The organism is Kibdelosporangium phytohabitans (genome assembly GCF_001302585.1).
Classification (GTDB): domain Bacteria; phylum Actinomycetota; class Actinomycetes; order Mycobacteriales; family Pseudonocardiaceae; genus Kibdelosporangium; species Kibdelosporangium phytohabitans.
Map to the genome: position 1 here is coordinate 11,105,234 of NZ_CP012752.1, position 21,253 is coordinate 11,126,486.

Consider the following 21,253-nt stretch of genomic DNA (forward strand, 5'->3'; position numbering starts at 1 on the left):
CTCAGCGGCGGCGGGACTTCCGGTCGTCCTTGATGTGGCCCTTGAAGGTGCGGGTCGGGGCGAATTCGCCCAGCTTGTGCCCGACCATGGCCTCCGAGATGAAGACCGGGACGTGCTTGCGACCATCGTGGACGGCGATGGTGTGACCCAACATGTCCGGGATGATCGTGGACCGGCGGGACCACGTCTTGATGACGGTCTTCTTGCCGGACTCGTTCAGCACGTCCACCTTCTTGAGCAGGTGGTCGTCAACGAACGGGCCCTTTTTCAGGCTACGCGGCATGGTTCACTCCCTTCCTGCTCAGCGCTTCTTACCGGTCTTGCGGCGACGGACGATCATCCGGTCGCTCGCCTTCCGGCGACGAGTACGGCCTTCGGGCTTACCGGCCGGGTTCACCGGGTGGCGACCACCGGAGGTCTTGCCCTCACCACCACCGTGCGGGTGGTCGACCGGGTTCATGGCCACACCGCGGACGGTCGGGCGCTTGCCCTTCCACCGCATCCGGCCGGCCTTGCCCCAGTTGATGTTGGACTGCTCGGCGTTGCCGACCGAACCGACCGTGGCGCGGCAGCGGACGTCGACCATCCGGATCTCACCGGACGGCATGCGCAGCTGCGCCATCGAGCCCTCGCGAGCGACCAGCTGAACGCTGGCGCCTGCGGAGCGGGCGATCTTGGCGCCGCCGCCGGGGCGCAGCTCGATGGCGTGCACCACGGTGCCGACCGGGATGTTGCGCAGCGGCAGGTTGTTGCCCGGCTTGATGTCGGCCTTGGGTCCGTTCTCGATCGGGTCGCCCTGGCGCAGCTTCTCCGGCGCGATGATGTAGCGCTTCTCGCCGTCCGCGTAGTGCAGCAGCGCGATGCGCGCGGTCCGGTTGGGGTCGTACTCGATGTGCGCGACCTTGGCCGGGATGCCGTCCTTGTCGTTGCGACGGAAGTCGATCAGCCGGTACGCGCGCTTGTGACCGCCACCCTTGTGCCGGGTGGTGATCTTTCCGTGCGCGTTGCGGCCGCCCTTCTTGTTCAGCGGCCGGACCAGCGACTTCTCCGGGAAGTCACGGGTGATCTCGGAGAAGTCCGAAACACTGGAGCCACGACGGCCCGGCGTCGTCGGCTTGTACTTGCGAATGCCCATCTCTGCGAGTTCCTCGTTCCTTTAGGCGGCCGGGCCGCCGAAGATCTCGATCGGCTTCGAGTCAGCGGACAACGTCACGATGGCGCGCTTGGTGTCCTTGCGCTTGCCGAAGCCGGTGCGGGTGCGCTTGCGCTTGCCCTGCCGGTTCAGCGTGTTCACGCTGATCACCTTGACGCCGAACACCTTCTCGACCGCGATCTTGATGGCGGTCTTGTTGGCGTCCGGGTGCACGAGGAACGTGTACTTGTTCTCTTCGAGAAGGCTGTAGCTCTTCTCGGAGATGACCGGCGCGCGCAGGATGTCACGGGGGTCGGGGATCACTTCCCATCCTCCTTCGAAGACACAGTCTCCTCAACTTCACCGGAGCGAGCGGTCGCCTTGGCCGAGCGGCCCGCGATCGGACCGGCGACGAAGGTCTCGTACGCGTCCTTGGTGAACACCACGTCGTCGGCGAAGAGCACGTCGCGGGTGTTGAGCTGGTCGGGCCACAACACGTGCACGTTCGGCAGGTTGCGCACCGACAGCAGGTTCAGCTCGTCCTCGCGGTTGAGCACCACGAGCACGTTCTTCGCGCTGCTGAGCTCACCGAGGATCTTGCGGGCGTCCTTGGTGGACGGCGCGTCACCGCTGACCAAAGAGGACACGATGTGCAGCTGCTCCTCGCGGGCCCGGTCGGAGAGAGCGCCACGCAGTGCGGCAGCCTTCATCTTCTTCGGGGTCCGCTGCGAGTAGTCGCGCGGCTGGGGGCCGTGCACGACGCCACCGCCGACGAACTGCGGGGCGCGGGTCGAACCCTGGCGGGCCCGGCCGGTGCCCTTCTGGCGGTACGGCTTCTTGCCGCCACCGCGAACCTCGCCGCGGGTCTTGGTGCTGTGCGTACCCTGCCGGGCCGCGGCTTCCTGTGCGACGACGACCTGGTGCATCAGGGAGATGTTCGCCTGCACGTCGAAGATGCCCGCGGGCAGCTCGACGGAGCCGTCGGTCTTGCCGTCCGGGGTGCGAACGTCAACGCTGGTCATTTCACGCACCACCCTTCGCGGCGCTCTTGAGGAACACGAGGCCGCCCTTGGGGCCCGGCACCGCACCCTTGATCAGGATGAGGCCGGACTCGGCGTCGACCCGGTGAACGGTCAGGTTCTGGGTGGTCACCTTCTCGTGACCCATGCGGCCGGCCATCCGCAGGCCCTTGAAAACGCGGCCCGGGGTGGCGCACCCACCGATGGAACCCGGCGAGCGGTGCTTGCGCTGGGTACCGTGCGAGGCGCTCAAACCCTTGAAGCCGTGGCGCTTCATGACACCCGCGGTGCCCTTGCCCTTGCTGGTGCCGGTGACGTCGATGACGGTGCCTGCCTCGAACACCTCTGCGGTGATCTCCTGGCCGACCTCGTATGAGTCCGCATCAGTGGTGCGCAGCTCGGCGAGCGCTCGCCGAGGGGTCACGCCGGCCTTGGTGAAGTGCCCGGTCTGCGGCTTGTTCACCTTGCGCGGGTCGATGGCCCCGAAGGCCAGCTGCACCGCGGTGTAGCCGTCGTTGTCCTGGGTGCGTACCTGGGTCACCACGTTCGGCCCGGCCTGCACGACGGTCACCGGGACGACCCGGTTCGACTCGTCGAAGACCTGGGTCATACCGAGCTTGGTGCCCAGAATGCCCTTCACTTGCCTGTCAGACATGGTCTCGTTCTCTCCGCTGCGTTTCTCGCGCGCAGGCGCTTACTGGATGTTGACGTCGACGCTGGCCGGCAGGTCGATGCGCATGAGCGCGTCGACCGTCTTCGGCGTCGGGTCGAGGATGTCGATCAGACGCTTGTGCGTACGCATCTCGAAGTGCTCGCGCGAGTCTTTGTACTTGTGCGGCGAGCGGATGACGCAGTAGACGTTCTTCTCGGTCGGCAGCGGCACTGGCCCAACGACCCGAGCGCCGGTACGCGTCACGGTCTCGACGATCTTGCGCGCGGAGGCGTCGATCGCCTCGTGGTCGTAGGCCTTGAGCCGGATGCGGATCTTCTGTCCCGCCATGGTGGCTTTGCCGTTCCTTCCGTGATGTCCCTGTCAGAGCGCTTGGCTGCGTGCAGCCGAGGAGGCTCCGCTCTCCCTGTTCACAAGTCATGGTTCCCGGTCCACGAGGTCGGGCGTGTCGCCCTTCGTTCACAGACCGGTCCCACAGTCATTTACGTTCCCGCGGGGAGAACCTGACGTTGTGGGACGGGCGGCCAGAAGCTCAACAGAATTCCCGGCATAACCCTTGTTTTGTCGCACTGATGGCCGCCGTGCCCAGTTCCCGTACCACGGGCTTCTGCACTACAGCCCTCGCGCGGAGGCGGCCGGTACCTTGCGGAACCCGGCCGCCCCACGACGAGCAACCTATACAGGATGCCATACCGAAATACGGCATCCAAATCGGGGTCGGTAAAACCGGCCTAGATCACTTGATGATCTTGGTCAGGGTACCGGCGCCGACGGTCCGGCCACCCTCACGGATGGTGAACCGCATGCCCTCGTCCATCACGATCGGCTGGATCAGCTGGACGGTCATCTTCGTGTCGTCGCCCGGCATGACCATCTCGGTGCCCTCGGGGAGGGTCACGACGCCGGTCACGTCGGTCGTACGGAAGTAGAACTGCGGGCGGTAGTTCTGGAAGAACGGCGTGTGACGGCCACCCTCGTCCTTGGACAGGATGTAGACCTGCGCCTCGAACTCGGTGTGCGGGGTCGAGGTGCCCGGCTTGGCGACGACCATGCCGCGCTCGACGTCCTCACGCTTGACACCGCGGACCAGCAGGCCCACGTTGTCGCCCGCCTGGCCCTGGTCGAGCAGCTTGCGGAACATCTCAACGCCGGTGACCGTGGTCTTGGTCGCCTTCTCGCGGATGCCGAGGATCTCGACCTCCTCGTTGACGTTGACGACGCCACGCTCGATACGACCGGTGACGACCGTGCCACGACCGGTGATCGTGAAGACGTCCTCGATCGGCATCAGGAACGGGCGGTCGGTCTCGCGGACCGGCTCCGGGATGTTCTCGTCAACCGCGTCGAGCAGCTCGAGCAGCTTGTCGCCCCACTCCTTGTCGCCCTCGAGCGCCTTCAGCGCCGAGACGCGGACCACGGGGAGGTCGTCGCCCGGGAACTCGTACTCGGTCAGCAGCTCGCGGACCTCCAGCTCGACGAGCTCGAGGATCTCCTCGTCGTCAACCATGTCGGCCTTGTTCAGGGCGACGACGATGTACGGCACGCCGACCTGGCGGGCGAGGAGCACGTGCTCCTTCGTCTGCGGCATCGGGCCGTCGGTCGCGGCGACCACCAGGATCGCGCCGTCCATCTGCGCGGCACCGGTGATCATGTTCTTGATGTAGTCAGCGTGACCCGGGCAGTCGACGTGCGCGTAGTGCCGCTTCTCGGTCTGGTACTCGATGTGAGCGATCGAGATGGTGATACCGCGCTGCTTCTCCTCCGGCGCCTTGTCGATCTCGTCGAACGGCGTGAAGGGGTTCAACTCCGGGTACTTGTCGTGCAGAACCTTGGAAATGGCCGCGGTGAGCGTCGTCTTACCGTGGTCGATGTGACCGACCGTACCGATGTTGACGTGCGGCTTGGTCCGCTCGAACTTCGCCTTCGCCACTGGATTGTCCTCCTGGACTTGTACTTGTCCGCCGGGGTCGAAGAATAGATTCCTTCAGTGCCCCGGCGGCTATCAGGGTCGGTTGTGCGGACCCCGGGGGAACCCCGGAGAGCCCACACGCTGTGTGGTGCTCCGGTTTTCGGGGTTATTCCCCCGTCGCCTTTGCGATGATCTCCTTCGCCACGTTCGTGGGAACCTCGGCGTAGGAGTCGAACTGCATGGAGTAGTTCGCGCGGCCCTGGGTACGCGACCGCAGGTCACCCACGTAGCCGAACATCTCCGACAGCGGAACGAGTGCCTTCACGACACGCACGCCACTGCGCTCCTCCATGGCCTGGATCTGGCCACGGCGGGAGTTCAGGTCACCGATGACGTCACCCATGTACTCCTCGGGGGTGGTCACCTCGACCGCCATCAGCGGCTCGAGCAGCGCCGGGCTGGCCAGCTTCGCGGCCTCCTTGAGCACCATCGAACCGGCGATCTTGAACGCCATTTCCGACGAGTCGACCTCGTGGTAGGCACCGTCGAGCAGGGTCAGCTTCAGGCCGACGAGCGGGTAACCCGCGAGCACGCCGTACTGCATGGCGTCCTGCGCGCCCTGGTCCACCGACGGGATGTACTCACGCGGAACGCGGCCACCAGTGACCTTGTTCTCGAACTCGTACAGCGCACCGTCCGTGGTGGCCAGCGGCTCCAGCTTGACGACGACCTTCGCGAACTGGCCGGAGCCACCCGTCTGCTTCTTGTGGGTGTAGTCCAGCTTCTCGACCGTCTTGCGGATGGTCTCGCGGTAGGCCACCTGCGGCTTGCCGATGTTGGCCTCGACCTTGAACTCGCGGCGCATCCGGTCGACCAGCACGTCGAGGTGCAGTTCGCCCATGCCCGCGATGATGGTCTGGCCGGTCTCCTCGTCCTGCTTGACCTTGAAGGTGGGGTCCTCCTCGGCCAGCTTCTGGATCGCGGTCGACAGCTTCTCCTGGTCGGCCTTGGTCTTCGGCTCGACCGCGACCTCGATCACGGGGTCGGGGAAGGTCATCGACTCGAGGATGATCGGCTGCTGCGGGTCGCACAGGGTGTCGCCGGTCGTGGTGTCCTTCAGGCCGATCGCGGCGTAGATGTGGCCCGCGATGGCCTCGGTGACCGGGTTCTCCTTGTTGGAGTGCATCTGGAAGAGCTTCCCGATGCGCTCCTTGCGCTCCTTGGTGGAGTTGATCACCTGGGCGCCGGAGTTGACCTGGCCGGAGTAGACCCGGATGTAGGTCAGCTTGCCGAAGAACGGGTGCACGGCGATCTTGAACGCCAGCGCCGAGAACGGCTCGTCGGTGTTCGGCTTCCTGATCGCCGGGGTCTCGCCGTCGACCAGCGTGCCCTCGACCGCGGGCACGTCCAGCGGGGACGGCAGGTAGTCGATCACCGCGTCCAGCATCGGCTGGACACCCTTGTTCTTGAACGCCGAGCCGCAGAGCACGGGGTAGGCGGTCCGCTCGATGGTGATCTTGCGGAGGCCCGTCTTGATCTCGTCGACCGTCAGCTCTTCACCGGCGAGGTACTTCTCCATCAGCGCGTCGTCGACCTCGGCGACGGCCTCGATGAGCTGCTCGCGGTACTCCGCGGCCTTCTCGGCCAGGTCGGCCGGGATCTCCTCGATGGCGTAGTCCTCGCCCTTCTTCACCTCGCCGCGCCAGGTCAGCGCGCGCATGTGAATCAGGTCGACGACGCCGATGAAGTCGTTCTCGGCACCGATCGGCAGCTGGATCGGCAGCGGCTTGGCACCGAGGCGCTCCGAGATGGTGCGCACGGTGAAGTAGAAGTCCGCGCCGAGCTTGTCCATCTTGTTGACGAAGCAGATCCGCGGGACGTCGTACTTGGTGGCCTGCCGCCAGACCTGCTCGGACTGGGGCTCGACACCCTCCTTGCCGTCGAACACCGCGACGGCACCGTCGAGGACGCGGAGCGAACGCTCCACCTCGACGGTGAAGTCGACGTGGCCAGGCGTGTCGATGATGTTGATCTGGTGGTCGGCCCAGTAAGTGGTCGTCGCGGCGGACGTGATCGTGATGCCGCGCTCCTGCTCCTGCTCCATCCAGTCCATCGTCGCGGCGCCGTCGTGCACCTCGCCGATCTTGTAGTTGATCCCGGTGTAGAACAGGATCCGCTCCGTCGTCGTGGTTTTACCCGCGTCGATGTGAGCCATGATCCCGATGTTGCGGACCTTGGCCAGGTCGGTGAGCACGTCGAGTGCCACGAGAATCTTCCCCTGTCTTGCAGAGCTGTCGGGCCGCCGGTCAGGTCACCAGCGGTAGTGGGCGAAGGCCTTGTTGGACTCGGCCATCTTGTGCGTGTCCTCGCGGCGCTTGACGCTCGCCCCAAGTCCGTTGCTCGCGTCGAGCAACTCGTTCATGAGGCGCTCGACCATGGTCTTCTCACGACGGCTGCGGGAGTAGCTGACCAGCCAGCGCAGCGCGAGGGTGGTGCTGCGACCGGGCTTGACCTCGATCGGCACCTGGTAGGTGGCGCCACCGACGCGACGGGGCTTGACCTCGATGGCCGGCTTCACGTTGTCGAGCGCACGCTTGAGCGTGACCACCGGGTCGGTGCTCGTCTTCTCACGGGCGCCCTCGAGCGCGCCGTAGACGATCTTCTCGGCGACGGAGCGCTTGCCGTCCTTCAGCACCTTGTTGATCAGCTGAGTGACCAGCGGGGAGCTGTAGACCGGGTCGGAGATCAACGGCCGCTTCGGGGCCGGTCCCTTGCGTGGCATCAGCCCTTCTCCTTCTTCGCGCCGTAGCGGCTACGCGCCTGCTTGCGGTTCTTCACGCCCTGCGTGTCCAGCGAGCCGCGGATGATCTTGTAGCGGACACCCGGGAGGTCCTTCACACGGCCACCACGCACGAGCACCATCGAGTGCTCCTGGAGGTTGTGGCCCTCGCCCGGGATGTAGGCGGTGACCTCGATGCCGCTGGTCAACTTGACACGGGCGACCTTGCGCAGCGCCGAGTTCGGCTTCTTGGGCGTGGTGGTGTACACACGCGTGCACACTCCGCGCCGCTGCGGGCTCCCCTTGAGCGCCGCGGTCTTGGTCTTGGCGACCTTGTCCTGGCGGCCCTTACGGACCAGCTGCTGGATCGTGGGCATGGACCGGCTTTCTCTACGACTGCTTCTTCATGGCGGTTGTCCGTGGTTGTGCTGTGTTCCCCCTGGCCCCGCCGTAACCCGAGGTCGGGCGTGTCGCCCTTCCTCGACGGCCCGTGCGGGACAGCGCCACATGGAACAACCGCGGCATCCCAACGGGGTTTGGGAGGTCTCCGTGCCGGTTCGCATCGTGGTTTTCACCGACGACAGGCACACGGAGCGGCCCGACATCAGTCAGGCACGATTAGCAAAGATACCTGGCCAGTTCCCGGCGGGCAAAACGGGGGTCGCTGACGCGGCCATACAGCCGTCAACGCCACCTGGACGCTGGGGTATTCCCCCGCGGCGGTCTCGGGTTGCGCTGATCGGTACACCGTTGTAGGCGCGCAGCGGTACATTCCGGCACGAGAAAGTTGTCGCCAAGTGAGCCGGGGGCACAGGGCCTTGTCCGAGCCGGATTTCGACGCCGAGCGCCTGGCCGAGCGCAACGCGGAGCTGCGCCGCCAGGTCGACCACATGACGGATGAGGTGCGCCGCCGTACCGAGGGCCTCAAGCAGGCACAGGCACGGATGGCCGCGCTGACCGGTGCGGCGCGCTCGGGCGACGGCGTGGTGCAGGCCAAAGTGGACATGACGGGTCAGCTGACCGAGCTGACGCTCGGCGAGGAGGCGTTCCAGCGCGGGACGCCGCAGGCCCTCGCGGCGGAGATCACACGCGTGATCCGGGAGGCCACGGCGGGCGTGCGCACCGAGGTGCGGCGCGAGGTGAGCCGGTTCACCCCGGACGAGGACCTCGTCGACCTGCCCGACCTGGTGCCCGGTGCACCGTCGCTGCGTGACCTGTTCACAGCCGGGCCGCCGGACGACGACCGCGACCAGCAGATGTTCCGCCGGGACTGAGGGGCATGGCGATGGGCGACGAGAGGCGCGCGGGCGCGATCGAGCTGGCCGGTGTCGCGGCGGGTCTCACCGAGGACGCGACCACCCTGACGGGTGAACTGCGGGCTCAGGGGCGGCCATGGGGCGACGACGTGGCGGGCCGGTCCTTCGCGAAGGACTACGTGCCCGCGGCGGACGCGCTCAGCAAGGCCGTCGGCGAGGTGGCGGCGGCGCTGACCCGGATCGCGGAGAACCTCGAGGCCCGGACCGGCCAGCCGGGCGCGCAGCCGTTCGGGAACACGCGGGTCTGACATGGCGATCACGCAACCGCCGCAGGTCGTCAAGGACATCGCGCCGTGGGTGCTCGGCAGCGAGTGGCCCGACGGCGACGAGGACGCCATGCTCCGGCTGGCCGAGGTCTGGGAAGCGACCGCGAAGGACGTCGACGCCGCGATGCGGGCCGCCGACAGCGCGGTCAAGCAGGCGAGGGAGAGCTTCGACGGGCCGTCGGCGCGGCAGTTCGACGAACTCTGGGCGAAATTCGTGCACGGTGACGAAGCAGCGTTCACCAGGCTCAAGGACGGCTCGGAGCAGCTGGCGAAGGCGTGCCGCGCCTGCGCGCTGCAGATCGAGCACGCGAAGCTGTCGATCATGGCGGCGCTGTCGGCCATGGCGATCCAGGTCATCGCGATGGTCACAGCGGCGTTCGCGACCTCCGGCGGCTCGCTCGCCGGCATCATGCCCGCGCAGCTGGCGACGCGGCAGGTGGTCGTGACGATCTTCCGCGACCTGGTGCAGCGGCTCGGCGAGCAGGTCGGCAGGACCCTGCCGCACCGGATGTCGTTCTCGGTGGCCGCGGGCGCGGCGATCGACGACGCCGGCCGGCTGCTGCGGATGGCCAACGGGACACGGGAGGCCGTCGGCGCGGACCCGGCGCCGACCGCGGTGAGAGGCGCGTTCTCCGGGAACTTCAGCCTGGAGAGCATCGCCGGGATGGGCGCGGACCTCGGCGCACCGGACGTCTCGGCGGTCACGAGGACGACCTCGGGCGGTCCGCTGGGGATCACTCCGTCGCCTGGCCCGCGCGACAACGCCGCCGCAGCCGTGTCACGCCCAGCTGCCGGGCCACGACCGCGCGACGCGTTCCCCGAATCAGGGCCTCAGCGGTTCTCCGGCAATCTCGACATGTCGCCGCCTGTCCAGGCCGCGCCACAGGGTCCCGTCGCTCTGCGAGGTCAGCTGGTTCCCACGCACCTGACGCACTTCGTCGTCGACGGACCGGACACCGCCGACAGCATCCGGGCTTCCGGGTGGGACGGCGAGCAGCCCGTTCTGCTCGCCGGGTACCCGGCGGGATCCACGGCGGACGTGGCCGCCGCGCAGCTGTCACGTGAGCTCGGCGGTGAGGTGACCGTGCCGGACCGGGACGCGTGGACCGACGTCCGCGGCAACCTGTTCGCGAGCAGTTCGCTCTTGGGCCCCAAGGATTTGCGGCCGTGCTGGCCGCCCAACGGCGAGTGGACCACGGTCAAGCCGGACGGCACCGGCTCCCCGCACGACCAGTCCTCGCCGCTCGGGCACGTCCCGGATTGGCGTGCCGCCCGCCTGGACCGCCGTGGTGAGGCGCCGGGCAGCGCCAACGGGCCGACCACTTCCCCACCGTCCATGGCCGAGCGGCCGCAGGTCCACCGACAGCTCCACGAGTCCGACGCGAGCGCAGGCGCGGGCGACACACGTTCGCCGAAGCTCATCGCCCCTGAAGGCGCACCGCTGTTCTTCGCCAACCGGCCGGATTTCCGGGCCTCCGCGGCTGATGTGCACCACATGCGCCAGTCGTACGGGCTGGACGCGTGGTACCGCGACGCCGCCGGGATCGACGACGCCATCGCACAGAACCCCTATCTGCGGGACGTTCCTCGTGACCAGTTGATCGCGTTGCGCGGGCTCACCGCGCCGCCCGCGTTCAAGGTCATCAACGACGCGTTGCGCACCAACGACATCCAGACGTTGCGTCGCTACGAGGGTTACATCAAGGTCGTCAACTCGGCGCTGAACCAGCTGCCGCCGTTGCCAGGTCTCGTGCACCGCGTGGTGAACACGGACCATCCTCTGCTGCGGGCGAACCAGTACCGGTACGACGCCGTAGTCACCGAACGCGCTTTCCTGAGCGGCTCGGCGGGCGGGCCGAGCCGTGCGCCGGGCAAGGTCATGCTGCAGATCCACTCCCTCACCGGCCGTGACGTCTCAGCCCTGTCGCACCGGCCGCACGAGCGGGAGGTGCTTTTCCCGTCCGGCACCAGGTTCAAGGTGATCGGCACCGGCTTCGACCCGCGGACCGGTACGCACCACGCGCAGCTCAGGGAAATCCCGGCGGCGCAGGCACCCGGCGCCTCAACAGTGCGCACCGGTGAGACGCTGTTCTCCGGCCCGCAGTCCGTCCACAGCGGACGGACAAGGCCGCAGGCGCGGCGACAGTCACCCGTGCGCCAGCAGGATTCGCAAGCCGTGCCGAACCGGGCGCAGGCCACGACACCGCTGCACCGCCCGCAAAGCCCCGCGCACCGGCCAGTCCGGCAGGAAACGCACATCGTCCCGGTCACCCAACCGCTGCGCAAGCGGGAATTCGACCTCACCGCGCACCGGCCCACCGGTGCTCCGCCGCGCAACGCCGAAACGGCTGCGGATCCCGCGTACAAGGCACCGCCGCCGGACTTCAAGAAGGTCAAGCTCGATTCGTTCGACGGCGGGGAACGCTTGCCGGACATCGTGGGAACCCGGGCGGGAATCGCGATCTTCGGCAAGGGCGATGACCACGAGACCGGCACCGCGCGGTCGGTCGAGCCGATCCCCGGCCACTTCGTGGTGGACACCCACGGCAGGCCGGACGCGCTGCTGACCGGTGGGACGGCGCTGACCGGCGAGGTCGTCGTGAACATCCTGGATGCGTTGCCGCACAGCGTGTGGGACCGCAGGACACCGATCATCTTCACCGGCTGTGGCACCGGACAGGACCCGAACGGAATCGCGGCGCACGTGGCTCGCCATTTCGGCGTGGAAACAACCGCTCCGCGAACGGACACCTGGGTCGACGACAACGGCACCATTTTCGCGGCCGAATCCGTGCTGGAAGTCAGCCCGACCGGCTACCCGCGATCCGAGCGGCCGTCGAACGGTGATTGGACCCGCTTCACCCCGGACGGCAACCATCACATTTCCCGACACCCGTATTTGCCCGACCGGGGCCACGAAACCCCGAAACCGAGCGAGAAGCCGGACAACACCTCGCCGGAGCTCACGCCCGGCGAAGTCAGGACGTATCTCGACCGCCCGGAAGTCGTGGCAGCGCTGGCGGCCGTCGATTCGGTGGTCGGTACAGAAGACGAGAACGGCACGAAGATCCAGCTCCCGGTCGCCGAGGTGATCAGGGAAAGGCTGCCGAACCACCCGGAGCTCGTCGACCTGATGCAGCGGACCGGCTACCTGGAACCGTTCCAGCCGTTGGTGATTGCTTCATTTCTGCGGCACCCGACGGCCATTGAACCGTTGATCGAGGCTGTGCACGAGGTGGACACGCTCGACCCCGACGAGGTGGCCCAACCCGGGGCACGTGAAGGTGCGCCGACACCGGTCGAACTGACTGCGGAACAGCGAGCAATCGCCGAGACAGCCGCCAACGGCAGCAGGGCCGTCCGCAGCAAGCACCGAGTCCAAACTGCCATGAAGCCGGGCGAAACGATTTCCGCCTACCTGGACGCCCGATACGCGGACGCCGCGATAGCCCACCGGAAACTGACCGAATTGGTCAACGATCTCGCCGACAGGTTCGACGGGTACGCAGTACCCCGCACCGCGCTGAAGAATCGCGCGGATGCCGAGAAGTACACCGATCCTGGGGGAAAGTACGAGGACGACCCGACGCGACTCGTGGACATCGCAAGCGCCTGCATCCAGTTCAACCGGCTCGACGACGTCTACCGGGCGCTCGACCACATCAACCGGGACGACGACATCAGGATCGTCGATTTCAACGACCGGTTCACGCAGCCGCAGAAGTCCGGTTACGGCGATGTGCGGATGAGCGTGCAGTTCCAACCGGACAACCACGTCAGCGAACTGCGGCTGCACCTGGTGGCTGTCGACGACGTGGCCGAGTTCGAGCACGAAGTGCGCCGGAACGCCGAACCACAAGGAAAAGCGCTGATGGACGCCTTCACCACGCGTCAGCGGCAGTTGTTCCGGGACGCGCTGAAGCCCGGGGAGGCCGGAGAGTGACTGACTACTTCAAGTACTACGCCCAGACCTACCGGGTGGAGGACGCTCCCGACGGCGGTCAACGCGGCTACCTCCTCAACACCCGCACGGGCGAGTTCGAGGAGAACAACGCCATCATCCCCGAGGTGATGTTCGCGCGGGCCGGGGACATCTCGTACATCGGCGAGGCCGAGTTCATCGACCGGACCGAGGTGGAGCGCCAGCGCTACTTCGACGGCGACGGGCCCATCTTCGCGTTGTACCAGACCATCGAGGGCCTCTACGACCAGGCCGAGTCCGAGGGCCGCCCGATCACCCCGCAGGAACTCGCGCTCGTCAAGGCGTTGCGGCGGCGGACGTTCGCGATGTGGGACGAGGACTTCGCCCGGCGCGACGCGGGCGAGCCGATGCAGAACGAGTACCAGAAACGGCAGTTCGGCGCCGAGGCGAGCAGCGAATGAGTGAGACCATGCGTGAAGACAGTGTGCTGCTGGCCGTGCACCTCGGCGTCGTGCACCGGTGCGCTCGGCGGTCGGATGGCTCCGTCGACCTGATCGCCCCCGCTGGCACGGTGCCGCCGGGTGACTTCGAGCGGACCGAGGACGGCTCGTTCGTCCAGCGGATCTCCGAAAGCCTGCCGGAGGGCTTGTTCACGCTGTCCGTCGACGGGATCGAGCACCCCGAGCCGTTGCTCGGCTACCTCGCACCGGATCCGGCGACCGAGATCCGTCAGGTCCAGCAGCGGGTGTGGCCGGGTCGCCAGGAGTCGGACCTGCTGCGCTTCCCCACGCCCGTCCTGGCCGAGGACGACGTCACCGAGCCCGGCACCGGGTCGATCGTGACGGACCTCAGCGTGTCCGTCGTCGCTGCGGCACCGAGCGGGTGGCAGCGGATCAGCGTCGAGTGCCGGGCGTTGGGCGATCGGCTCGAACTGCGCTCGCGCGTCACGCTCGACGACGACGCGGTGCACGAGTGGTCTCCGCCCGCTTTGGTCGGGCACTGGTTGCACCGGTTGCGGATGCTGGCGTACCGGCCGTCCAGTGGCACCTGGTTCACGGCGAAGTACGAGCTCAAGCGCGGCGCGCCGGCCACGATCGAGTTCGACGACGAGTTCCCCGAAGACGGCGACGCCCACGGCTGCTTCAACGACCTGTGCGCCCTGCCGAGGCACGCACAGGCGATTCCGGCCGCGATGGCGCAGGGCGCCTTGGTGGCGTACGGACAAGCCGCGGACAACGACCGCCGGAGCCTCGGGGACACGCCTCCGCGGCGAGGCAAGCCCTACACGTTGCTGGCGCGGTTGTTCGACGGATTCACCAGCAACGATCGCCCGTACGTCTACCGGCCCGCGCTTCCCGCGTCGGAGAAGGACGCCGTCCTGTCCTTCCTGGACAACGGCCGGGTCGTGTTGTCCTCTCGCGGGTATTCCGCTGATTTGCTGCACCCGGGGCGGGAAGCCCTCGTACCGATGGCTTTCCTCACCGACGGCACATGGGTGTGGCCCGCCGCGGTCGCGTATTACCTGCGGCAGCACGAGATCGCACCCGCGCCCGACTTCGTCCAGCACATCCGCTCCCGCGGGTACCGGCCGCCCGCGTCCGTGCCGAGGTTCGCGCTGGACCGCGCTTCGGCGATGGCGATGGGCCGTCCGGAACCCGAGGCCGCGGTGTGGGAGGACTACGACCGCGCCGCGTACGCGTTGGCGGACATGGCATCCCGGTTCCGGGTCAGCAGGCGCCGCTACGGCATCGGCCGGGTGCGGGACCAGGCGTGGTGCATGGTCCGCGAAGGCGACCGGTGGGCGGCTTTCTGGTACTCCGAGGCGGAGCACCGCCGCGAACTGGAGCACGTCTTCGACACGGTCGGCCAGGCCGCGACGTACATCATGGGCCAGCTCTGGCAGAACTACCCCAACCTGCAGCGCGAGCCGGACGAGGTGCTCGAGCCCTACGAGGTGCTGGACGTTCCCATCCCGCCTTCGCCGCCGCTGGAGAACTTCGAGGGGTTCCGGTACGTCAAGGTCACCGATCTGGACGTCGAGCAGTTCGGCCCGCCCGCTTCGAACCTCGTCTACGCGCCCGGCACCACGGCTGACCAGATCGTGCCCGTCCTGCACGGGGACGCCTCGCCGCGGCGGCTGCGGCTGACGGGCGAGTGGACGGTCGTCTCGTGCGCGACCAAGGACGGCGAGACCCGGCCGGGCGGTGTGCGGGCGTACATCCTGCCGCAGGCGACCGGGGATTACCTGAACTGGGGCCAGATCGTGGAACTGTCGGCCGTGGACGGCCTCTGATGCCCGGCTGGAAGATCGGCCTCGACCCGCGTGACCTCGCCAGCGTGGACATCTCGCTGTCAGGCTGGTTGCGTGGCCACGCGATCGGCGGCGCGCTCGGCGCGGCGGTCCGGTTCGACCAGCCCGCCGACATCCTGAAGCGGTACGGCCAGTTCGGCCCGGCGCAGTTCACGAACGTGTTCGGCAAACCCGGCGCGATCACGTCGGACACGCAGCTGATGCTGATGGCGCTGGACGGCATGGTCCGCGCGCACGTGCGTGCCACCTGGTACGAGCGGACGGACCCGGTGCAGGAAGTGGCGCTGGCGATGCGCCGGTGGCTGGTGACCGAGCAGGACGGCTGGTTCCCGCGCGCGAACGAGCTTTTCCAGCGGCGCTGGGCGGATCGGACCACGGTCGACGCGATCCGGCACTTCGCCGGGACGGGCACGTTCGGCACGATCGACAAGCCGCTCAACCGCGCCCAGGGCAGTTCCGCGCTGAGCCGGGCGGGTGTCGCGGCGTTGTGGAGCACGGATCTGGGCGAGGTTTTCACCCTCGGTGCCCGGATCGCCGCGCTGACCCACGGCCACCCCGACGCGTACCTCGCCGCCGGTGCGTACGCGGTGATGGTGCAGTACCTGCTGACCGTCAAGAACCCGGTCCGTGCCATCGACGCGGCCAGGTTCGAGCTGACCCACTGGAAGGGCCACGAGCAGGTCCACGAAACCCTGTCCAAGGTCGTCGAAGCCCAGTTCGACCCGGAGCTGGAACTCGGTCCCGCCGCGATCGAGAGCTTCGGCGACAGCGAGACAGCTGTCGGCGCGCTGGCCATCGCGGCCCGTGCGGCCATCTCCGAGCACCGCTTCGAGTACGTGGTCGGCCGGGCCACCACGATCGCGGGCGACAGCGCGACCACCGGAGCACTGGCAGGCGGGCTGTACGGCCTCTCAGGCGGCGGGAGTTTCCTGCCGGAGGACCTCGTCGCACAGGTGGAGCTGAGCGAACGAATGGTCACGCTGGCATACCAGGCCCGCCGCGAGTTCAGCGACGAACCACTGTCGAGCGACGAGTTCTACAGCTGGTTCCCGTTCTCTCAGCAGCGTCAGCCGACCTTGTCGGGGTGGACCTCCACGACGACGCGGTAGCCGATCCCGGCGGGAACACTGCCCGCGACGCGGATGGTGAGTTGCACCCAGTACACCCGCGCGCCTCGCGGATCGGGCACAAGTTCGGCTTGACCAGCGATGATGATGGGGTTCGGATCGCCGGGCCCGCTCGACACCCACGTCTGCGTGACCACTGTCGCCTCAGGGTCGAGGTAGGGCAAGGAGTCCGGCAGGAGCACTGACGCCACGCGGGCCTTGGCCACCGGGACGCTGCGGCCGAAGAACATGCCGCCGGTGGGTGGCTCCCCACCGATCCACATCACGCCGCTGTATTCCGTGCCGCGCATGGTCTGCCCAGTCGCGGCATCGGTGACCAGGTGGTCGAGCCGGCGTTCGCACAACAGCGGCGAAGTCATGGTCCCACCTTATAAGCCCTGCTAGATCCACCCGTTGTCCCGCGCCATCCGCGCGGCCTGGGCACGGCTGCGCGCGCCGAGCTTCGTCATGGCCGACGAGACGTAGTTGCGCACGGTCCCGGCCGAGAGGTTCAACGCCTTGGCGATGTCCGGTGCCGTGCGGGAATCGTCGACCATGCGCAGGACTTCCAGTTCCCGCTCGGTCAACGGGCACGGGTTCTCGGCGAGCGCCTCGGCGGCGAACTCCGGGTCGACGTACCGCATCCCGGCGTGCACGCGGCGGATCACGTCCGCCAGCAACGCGGCGGGCGCCGTCTTGGCCAGGAATCCCTTCGCCCCGAGCGACAACGCCTGGCGCAACACCCCGGGACGGGCGTGCCGGGTCAGCATGATCGCCCGAGTGTCGATCATCTCCAGTACCCGCAGGCCGTCCATTGCGGGCATCTCGACGTCGAGGACGACCACGTCCGGCTTGTGCTCGGCGATCGCCATCAGCGCCTTCGCGCCGTCGTCGACGTCGGCGACCACCTCGAGGTCCGATTCGAGGCCGAGCAGCGAGGCCACGGCCTGCCTGGTCAGCTGTTCGTCGTCGGCCAGCACCACGCGGATCATCTCGGCAGGCTCGCAATCACCTCGAAGGAAGCCGGGTCGACGTTGCGCGCTGTGAACGACCCACCGGACGCCTCGACTCGCCGCGTCAGCCCGGCGAGACCGCTGCCCTCGTCGCCTTGCCGCAGCGGGGCGACACCGTCGTTCACGATCCGCAGCACAGCCTGATCCGGTTTCACCACAAGGGAAACCGTGCACGTGCGCGGGTCGGAGTGGCGCAGCGCGTTGGTCATGGCCTCGCGCAGGACGCGACCGAAGAGGTCGCGCTCGCCGGTGCTCAGCCCGGCCGGGTCGGCGTCGAAGTCGCACGAGATCCCCGCCGAGTCCAGGAGGTTGCGCGCGCCGGTGAGCTCGATGGCGAAGTCGGTCGGCCGGTTGCCGTGGGCCAGTGCCCGTACGTCCCGCAGAGCACTGCGCGCTAGGCGTTGCACTTCGATCATCTCGGCCTTGGACTTCTCCGGGTCGGTCAGCCGGACCGCCAGTTCGCTCTTGAGCGACACGACTTCCAAAGCGTGCCCGAGGATGTCGTGCAGGTCCTCGGCCAGCCGCAGGCGCTCGCGGGTGGCGGCGAGCTCGGCCGCGTCACGCCGTGCCTCCTCCAGCTTCAGCACGCCTTCCCACCACCGGTACGTCAAACCGATGCTGTACGCGAGCGCGACGGCCATGAGAGTCGCGCCGATCAGGAACGGGCCGATCAGGTCGCCGCGGCCGACGAGCAGCAGCACGCCACCGTAGACCGCCGTCTGCATCACCACGACGACGGCGACATATCGCGTGGCGACCCCGAGTGGCCTGGCCACGAAGAACTCGGCCGCCGTCGTGCCGACGAGGATCGCGCAGAACCCGCTCGATTCCGGTCCCGTGGCACACGCGAGAGCCGCGATGGCGAGCGCCGCCCCGACAAGGCCGAACACGCGGATGTTCGGGTACGGCACCCAGTCGCCCCGCAGGCGCCCCAACGTGCCGTGCACCCGTACGGCGATGAGCGCGACGGTGGCCACCGCGATCGTGGCGAACACAGCCCAATGCCGCCGGTCCTGCAGCAGGAAGAAGATCGGCATCAACGTGACGGTCTCGGTGAACAACAGCATGAACCGCGTTGTTCGGCGGATCGTCTCGATGGCTGCGGTCTCGGACACGGACCACAACGTAACAGCACATGACACGTGTCATCCCAGGTCGTGACGGCGACGACTACTGGCTGTGGCCGCGTTCGGCGAGTCTTGGTGGCATGAACGTGATCGAAGTTTCCGGATTGGCCTACCGCTACGGGCAGTTCGCGGCTGTCGCCGGTGTCGACTTCACGGTCCGCCAGGGGGAGATCTTCGCGCTGCTCGGCACGAACGGCGCGGGAAAGACCACCACGATCGAGCTGATCGAGGGGTTCCGCAAGCCGGCAGGCGGCCGGGTACGCGTGTTCGGCGTCGACCCGGCGGCCGACCGGGCAGCCTTCAGCGCGCGCACGGGCGTGATGTCCCAGCAGACCGGGTTGATCGGCGAGCTGACCGTGTCCGAGACCCTCGACCTGTGGGCCGGGCTGACCAGTCGCAAGGACTCAGTGAAGTCCCTTGTGGACACCGTCGGGCTGACCAGCAAGGCGGACGTGCCGGTCGACAAGCTCTCCGGCGGCGAACGGCGCAGGCTGGACTTCGCGCTGGCGATCTGGGGACGTCCGCAGCTGGTGATCCTGGACGAGCCCACCACCGGGCTGGACCCGGAGTCGCGTCAGCAGCTCTGGGACACCGTCGACCACCTGCGGGACACCGGCACATCGGTCCTGCTGACCACGCACTACCTGGAGGAGGCCCAGGCGCTGGCCGACCACGTGGCGATCATGCACGAGGGCCGGATCCAGCTCGCCGGGACGCTGTCGGAGGTGCTGTCCGACCAGCCGGCGCGGATCACCGCGAAGGTGCCGGACATCGGCGTGCCGAGGATGTTCGGCGACGTGACGGTGGACAACGGGGTGTTCACCGTGCAGACCAGGGACATGCAGGCCGACCTGCACGAACTGTTGCAGTGGGCCAAGGAGAACTCGGTGCGGCTGCAGGACCTCAACGCGACGCAGGCGTCGCTGCAGGAGATCTTCCTGTCGATCGGAAAGGCGTGACCATGGTTCTCCACCTGGCTTTGACGGAGTTGCGGCTGCTGTTCCGCAAGAAGCTGACCATGGTGTCGGTCGTCGTCCTGCCCGCCGCGCTGTGCGCGATGGCGTACCTGCAACTGCGTGAGCTGCCCGCGTCGGAGTGGCCGCCGCAGTTGGGTTTCACGTACGTGATGCTGTTGTCCCTGTCGGTGTTCCTCGTCAGCACGACGGTGTTCACCGCGCGCAGGCAGTCACTTGTGCTGCAACGGCTTCGGACGTCCGAGCTGTCGGACAACGGGGTGTTCGCCGGGATCGCCGGTCCGATCATGGCGGTCGGCCTGGTGCAGTCGGTCGTCTACCTGGGTTTCTGCCTCGCGATCGGTGCTCCCGCGCCGCAGCAGGCCGGGCCGATCCTGATCGGGCTGGTGCTCGGCCTGCCGACGGCGTTGCTCGCGGGCATCGTGACCGCCGCGTTCTCCCGGAGCGTGGAGGTCACCCAGATCACCGCGATCCCGCTGCTGTTCACGGCACTGGCCGGGTCGATCATGACGAGGGTGGACAACGAGGTGGTGGCCACGATCGGGGCCGCGCTGCCGATGGCAGGCCCGGGTGAGCTGCTCGCCAGGGGGTGGAGCGGCTCGTTGTCGATGGTCGCGCTGGGTGCCACGATCGGGTGGCTGCTGGTGCTCGGGGTCGTCGGTCAGCGGTTCTTCAAGTGGGAACCCCGCCAGTAGCAGTATTTCCTTATATAAGTCGCGGCTGTTGAATTTGGGTCATCGAAGGCAACGCCAGCGGAACCGTCAAGAGCTGCGACCCACCGCGTCATTTCGCCCTGACCTGGGAGTTCGACGGAGAACAGAGCTCGGTGACCGCACAGATTCGAACTGGAGCACGGCGTTCCCGTGAACGAACACTGGGAGACCTACGTCCCGGGCGCGGGCGGCGTCGGCTGGGACCTCACCCTCGCGAGCCTCGCCACGCACCTGGCGGAGAAACCGTTGCCACCGGAGGAAGAGGGGACCGCCTCGGCAGCAGGCCTCGACTTCATGCGGCGAAGCAGCGCCGACTGGGGACAGGCAGGCGTGGCCGCGGGCGAGGACCCGGGGTGGGCGCAGGCGGCGGCCGATCGCACAACCGCCGCCTGCGCGCCACCCGCGAACGGAAACGATCTGCGGTGACCGGCCTCCGGGTTCAGCGCAAACCCGCGCGGTAAAGGTCCCGCAGTACCCCGATTTCGCCGCCGTGGTGGCAGACCTCGCGGGTGATGTGCAGGACCAACGCGGCGAACGGGTACTCGGCGTAGCCCGGTTCGGCCTCGCCGACCGGAGCGAGGAACTCGCTCTCGCTGAGCGACTTCACGCCACCGTGCCAGGCTTTGTAGGTGTCTTGCAGCATGCTGACCGCGGTGTCGGCGTCGCCCGGCCACGATGTGATCTCCAACGTGGGCACCTCGGCTTTGAAGTGCGAGGCGGCTCGCTGACCGAAGCAGCCGACCGCGATGTGCGTGATCCGCCAGGCGATCGTGGTCACCGGCGGCGGTTCGGGCGGGTGGAGCTGCCAGTCGATCGCGAACGTGCCGTCCGGCTTCTCGCGGATGCTCCACATGTCACCGACCGGTTCCCAGAGGTACTCCTCGTCGGTGAGGCCCCGCACCCGTGGCCAGAGGCTGTGGTCCCAGTAGAACTCAAGCTGCTCGAGTAGTTGATCGCGCCAGTTCATGCGACCGACGCTAGCGTGGGGTCACCGAC

23 protein-coding genes are annotated in these 21,253 nt (G+C 67.8%); 9 read left to right on the forward strand and 14 right to left on the reverse strand.

Annotation, left to right across the window (positions count from 1 at the left end):
• Position 1: 1 nt before the first annotated feature.
• The 10 genes from rpsS to rpsL form a co-directional block, all read right to left on the reverse strand.
• A complete protein-coding gene (gene rpsS, locus AOZ06_RS49755) occupies positions 2-283 on the reverse strand; it encodes a 30S ribosomal protein S19 (RefSeq protein WP_042182725.1) in 282 nt (93 codons plus the stop codon).
• An 18-nt stretch (positions 284-301) separates the two neighbouring features.
• Positions 302-1,135, reverse strand: coding sequence for a 50S ribosomal protein L2 (rplB, locus tag AOZ06_RS49760; protein WP_054295766.1), 834 nt, complete (start codon positions 1,133-1,135; stop codon positions 302-304).
• A gap of 21 nt (positions 1,136-1,156) precedes the next feature.
• Positions 1,157-1,456: a 50S ribosomal protein L23 gene (gene rplW, locus AOZ06_RS49765; RefSeq protein ID WP_054295767.1), complete on the reverse strand. Its 300-nt coding sequence runs from the start codon at positions 1,454-1,456 to the stop codon at positions 1,157-1,159.
• A complete protein-coding gene (rplD, locus tag AOZ06_RS49770; RefSeq protein ID WP_054295768.1) occupies positions 1,453-2,154 on the reverse strand; it encodes a 50S ribosomal protein L4 in 702 nt (233 codons plus the stop codon). The genes rplW and rplD overlap by 4 nt, the downstream gene beginning before the upstream one ends.
• A gap of 1 nt (position 2,155) precedes the next feature.
• A complete protein-coding gene (gene rplC / locus AOZ06_RS49775) occupies positions 2,156-2,806 on the reverse strand; it encodes a 50S ribosomal protein L3 (RefSeq protein WP_054295769.1) in 651 nt (216 codons plus the stop codon).
• Positions 2,807-2,845: 39 nt separating this feature from the next.
• On the reverse strand, positions 2,846-3,151 hold the full coding sequence (gene rpsJ / locus AOZ06_RS49780) for a 30S ribosomal protein S10 (protein WP_003938093.1): 306 nt from the start codon (positions 3,149-3,151) through the stop codon (positions 2,846-2,848).
• Between the two features lie 406 nt (positions 3,152-3,557).
• Complete coding sequence (gene tuf, locus AOZ06_RS49785) at positions 3,558-4,751, reverse strand: elongation factor Tu (RefSeq protein WP_054295770.1); 1,194 nt, start codon at positions 4,749-4,751, stop codon at positions 3,558-3,560.
• A gap of 145 nt (positions 4,752-4,896) precedes the next feature.
• Positions 4,897-6,996, reverse strand: a complete 2,100-nt coding sequence (gene fusA, locus AOZ06_RS49790; protein WP_054295771.1) for an elongation factor G — start codon at positions 6,994-6,996, stop codon at positions 4,897-4,899.
• Positions 6,997-7,041: 45 nt separating this feature from the next.
• Positions 7,042-7,512, reverse strand: a complete 471-nt coding sequence (rpsG, locus tag AOZ06_RS49795) for a 30S ribosomal protein S7 (protein ID WP_054295772.1) — start codon at positions 7,510-7,512, stop codon at positions 7,042-7,044.
• Entirely contained in the window at positions 7,512-7,886 is a 375-nt protein-coding gene (rpsL, locus tag AOZ06_RS49800) for a 30S ribosomal protein S12 (protein ID WP_054295773.1), read from the reverse strand. Before rpsL ends, rpsG begins: the two co-directional genes overlap by 1 nt.
• 420 nt (positions 7,887-8,306) lie before the next feature.
• On the opposite strand from rpsL, the gene AOZ06_RS49805 reads away from it, so the two are divergent.
• Genes AOZ06_RS49805 through AOZ06_RS49830 form a run of 6 tightly spaced genes read left to right on the forward strand, consistent with a single transcriptional unit; the run spans position 8,307 to position 16,433 of the window.
• Complete coding sequence (locus AOZ06_RS49805; RefSeq protein ID WP_157233675.1) at positions 8,307-8,783, forward strand: YbaB/EbfC family nucleoid-associated protein; 477 nt, start codon at positions 8,307-8,309, stop codon at positions 8,781-8,783.
• 11 nt (positions 8,784-8,794) lie between these two features.
• Positions 8,795-9,073 (forward strand): hypothetical protein, encoded by a 279-nt coding sequence (locus AOZ06_RS49810; protein WP_157233676.1) that lies wholly within the window; start codon positions 8,795-8,797, stop codon positions 9,071-9,073.
• 1 nt (position 9,074) lies between these two features.
• On the forward strand, positions 9,075-13,034 hold the full coding sequence (locus tag AOZ06_RS49815; protein ID WP_054295776.1) for a WXG100-like domain-containing protein: 3,960 nt from the start codon (positions 9,075-9,077) through the stop codon (positions 13,032-13,034).
• The gene (locus AOZ06_RS49820; protein WP_054295777.1) at positions 13,031-13,474 is read left to right on the forward strand and encodes a hypothetical protein; all 444 of its coding nucleotides are present in this window, start codon (positions 13,031-13,033) and stop codon (positions 13,472-13,474) included. The genes AOZ06_RS49815 and AOZ06_RS49820 overlap by 4 nt, the downstream gene beginning before the upstream one ends.
• 8 nt (positions 13,475-13,482) lie before the next feature.
• Positions 13,483-15,306 (forward strand): hypothetical protein, encoded by a 1,824-nt coding sequence (locus tag AOZ06_RS49825; RefSeq protein ID WP_157233677.1) that lies wholly within the window; start codon positions 13,483-13,485, stop codon positions 15,304-15,306.
• The gene (locus AOZ06_RS49830; RefSeq protein ID WP_054295779.1) at positions 15,306-16,433 is read left to right on the forward strand and encodes an ADP-ribosylglycohydrolase family protein; all 1,128 of its coding nucleotides are present in this window, start codon (positions 15,306-15,308) and stop codon (positions 16,431-16,433) included. The genes AOZ06_RS49825 and AOZ06_RS49830 overlap by 1 nt, the downstream gene beginning before the upstream one ends.
• Here AOZ06_RS49830 and AOZ06_RS49835 read toward each other — a convergent pair.
• From AOZ06_RS49835 to AOZ06_RS49845, 3 genes are read right to left on the reverse strand one after another with little or no spacing between them, the layout of a single operon-like run.
• Positions 16,391-16,810, reverse strand: a complete 420-nt coding sequence (locus AOZ06_RS49835) for a hypothetical protein (RefSeq protein WP_054295780.1) — start codon at positions 16,808-16,810, stop codon at positions 16,391-16,393. The two genes, AOZ06_RS49830 and AOZ06_RS49835, sit on opposite strands and share 43 nt — an antisense overlap.
• A 21-nt stretch (positions 16,811-16,831) precedes the next feature.
• Entirely contained in the window at positions 16,832-17,422 is a 591-nt protein-coding gene (locus AOZ06_RS49840; protein ID WP_054295781.1) for a response regulator transcription factor, read from the reverse strand.
• Entirely contained in the window at positions 17,419-18,558 is a 1,140-nt protein-coding gene (locus AOZ06_RS49845; RefSeq protein WP_054295782.1) for a sensor histidine kinase, read from the reverse strand. Before AOZ06_RS49845 ends, AOZ06_RS49840 begins: the two co-directional genes overlap by 4 nt.
• Before the next feature lie 20 nt (positions 18,559-18,578).
• Here AOZ06_RS49845 and AOZ06_RS49850 point away from each other — a divergent pair, with 20 nt between their 5' ends.
• The 3 genes from AOZ06_RS49850 to AOZ06_RS49860 all read left to right on the forward strand — a co-directional run bounded on the left by AOZ06_RS49850 (position 18,579) and on the right by AOZ06_RS49860 (position 20,683).
• The gene (locus tag AOZ06_RS49850; RefSeq protein ID WP_225953130.1) at positions 18,579-19,529 is read left to right on the forward strand and encodes an ABC transporter ATP-binding protein; all 951 of its coding nucleotides are present in this window, start codon (positions 18,579-18,581) and stop codon (positions 19,527-19,529) included.
• A gap of 2 nt (positions 19,530-19,531) precedes the next feature.
• Positions 19,532-20,239, forward strand: coding sequence for an ABC transporter permease (locus AOZ06_RS49855; protein WP_054295783.1), 708 nt, complete (start codon positions 19,532-19,534; stop codon positions 20,237-20,239).
• A gap of 168 nt (positions 20,240-20,407) precedes the next feature.
• Complete coding sequence (locus AOZ06_RS49860) at positions 20,408-20,683, forward strand: hypothetical protein (protein ID WP_054295784.1); 276 nt, start codon at positions 20,408-20,410, stop codon at positions 20,681-20,683.
• Positions 20,684-20,696: 13 nt separating this feature from the next.
• On the opposite strand, the gene AOZ06_RS49865 is transcribed toward AOZ06_RS49860, so the two are convergent.
• The gene (locus tag AOZ06_RS49865; protein WP_054295785.1) at positions 20,697-21,224 is read right to left on the reverse strand and encodes a DinB family protein; all 528 of its coding nucleotides are present in this window, start codon (positions 21,222-21,224) and stop codon (positions 20,697-20,699) included.
• Positions 21,225-21,253: the final 29 nt, after the last annotated feature.

Excerpts from the sequence above, each read along its gene's own strand:
- rpsS (WP_042182725.1), bottom strand. The coding sequence starts at position 283 with ATGCCGCGTAGCCTGAAAAAGGGCCCGTTCGTTGACGACCACCTGCTC.
- rplB (WP_054295766.1), bottom strand. The coding sequence starts at position 1,135 with ATGGGCATTCGCAAGTACAAGCCGACGACGCCGGGCCGTCGTGGCTCC.
- rplD (WP_054295768.1), bottom strand. The coding sequence starts at position 2,154 with ATGACCAGCGTTGACGTTCGCACCCCGGACGGCAAGACCGACGGCTCC.
- rplC (WP_054295769.1), bottom strand. The coding sequence starts at position 2,806 with ATGTCTGACAGGCAAGTGAAGGGCATTCTGGGCACCAAGCTCGGTATG.
- rpsJ (WP_003938093.1), bottom strand. The coding sequence starts at position 3,151 with ATGGCGGGACAGAAGATCCGCATCCGGCTCAAGGCCTACGACCACGAG.
- rpsG (WP_054295772.1), bottom strand. The coding sequence starts at position 7,512 with ATGCCACGCAAGGGACCGGCCCCGAAGCGGCCGTTGATCTCCGACCCG.
- rpsL (WP_054295773.1), bottom strand. The coding sequence starts at position 7,886 with ATGCCCACGATCCAGCAGCTGGTCCGTAAGGGCCGCCAGGACAAGGTC.
- AOZ06_RS49810 (WP_157233676.1), top strand. The coding sequence starts at position 8,795 with ATGGGCGACGAGAGGCGCGCGGGCGCGATCGAGCTGGCCGGTGTCGCG.
- AOZ06_RS49815 (WP_054295776.1), top strand. The coding sequence starts at position 9,075 with ATGGCGATCACGCAACCGCCGCAGGTCGTCAAGGACATCGCGCCGTGG.
- AOZ06_RS49825 (WP_157233677.1), top strand. The coding sequence starts at position 13,483 with ATGCGTGAAGACAGTGTGCTGCTGGCCGTGCACCTCGGCGTCGTGCAC.
- AOZ06_RS49830 (WP_054295779.1), top strand. The coding sequence starts at position 15,306 with ATGCCCGGCTGGAAGATCGGCCTCGACCCGCGTGACCTCGCCAGCGTG.
- AOZ06_RS49835 (WP_054295780.1), bottom strand. The coding sequence starts at position 16,810 with ATGACTTCGCCGCTGTTGTGCGAACGCCGGCTCGACCACCTGGTCACC.
- AOZ06_RS49840 (WP_054295781.1), bottom strand. The coding sequence starts at position 17,422 with ATGATCCGCGTGGTGCTGGCCGACGACGAACAGCTGACCAGGCAGGCC.
- AOZ06_RS49850 (WP_225953130.1), top strand. The coding sequence starts at position 18,579 with ATGACACGTGTCATCCCAGGTCGTGACGGCGACGACTACTGGCTGTGG.
- AOZ06_RS49855 (WP_054295783.1), top strand. The coding sequence starts at position 19,532 with ATGGTTCTCCACCTGGCTTTGACGGAGTTGCGGCTGCTGTTCCGCAAG.
- AOZ06_RS49865 (WP_054295785.1), bottom strand. The coding sequence starts at position 21,224 with ATGAACTGGCGCGATCAACTACTCGAGCAGCTTGAGTTCTACTGGGAC.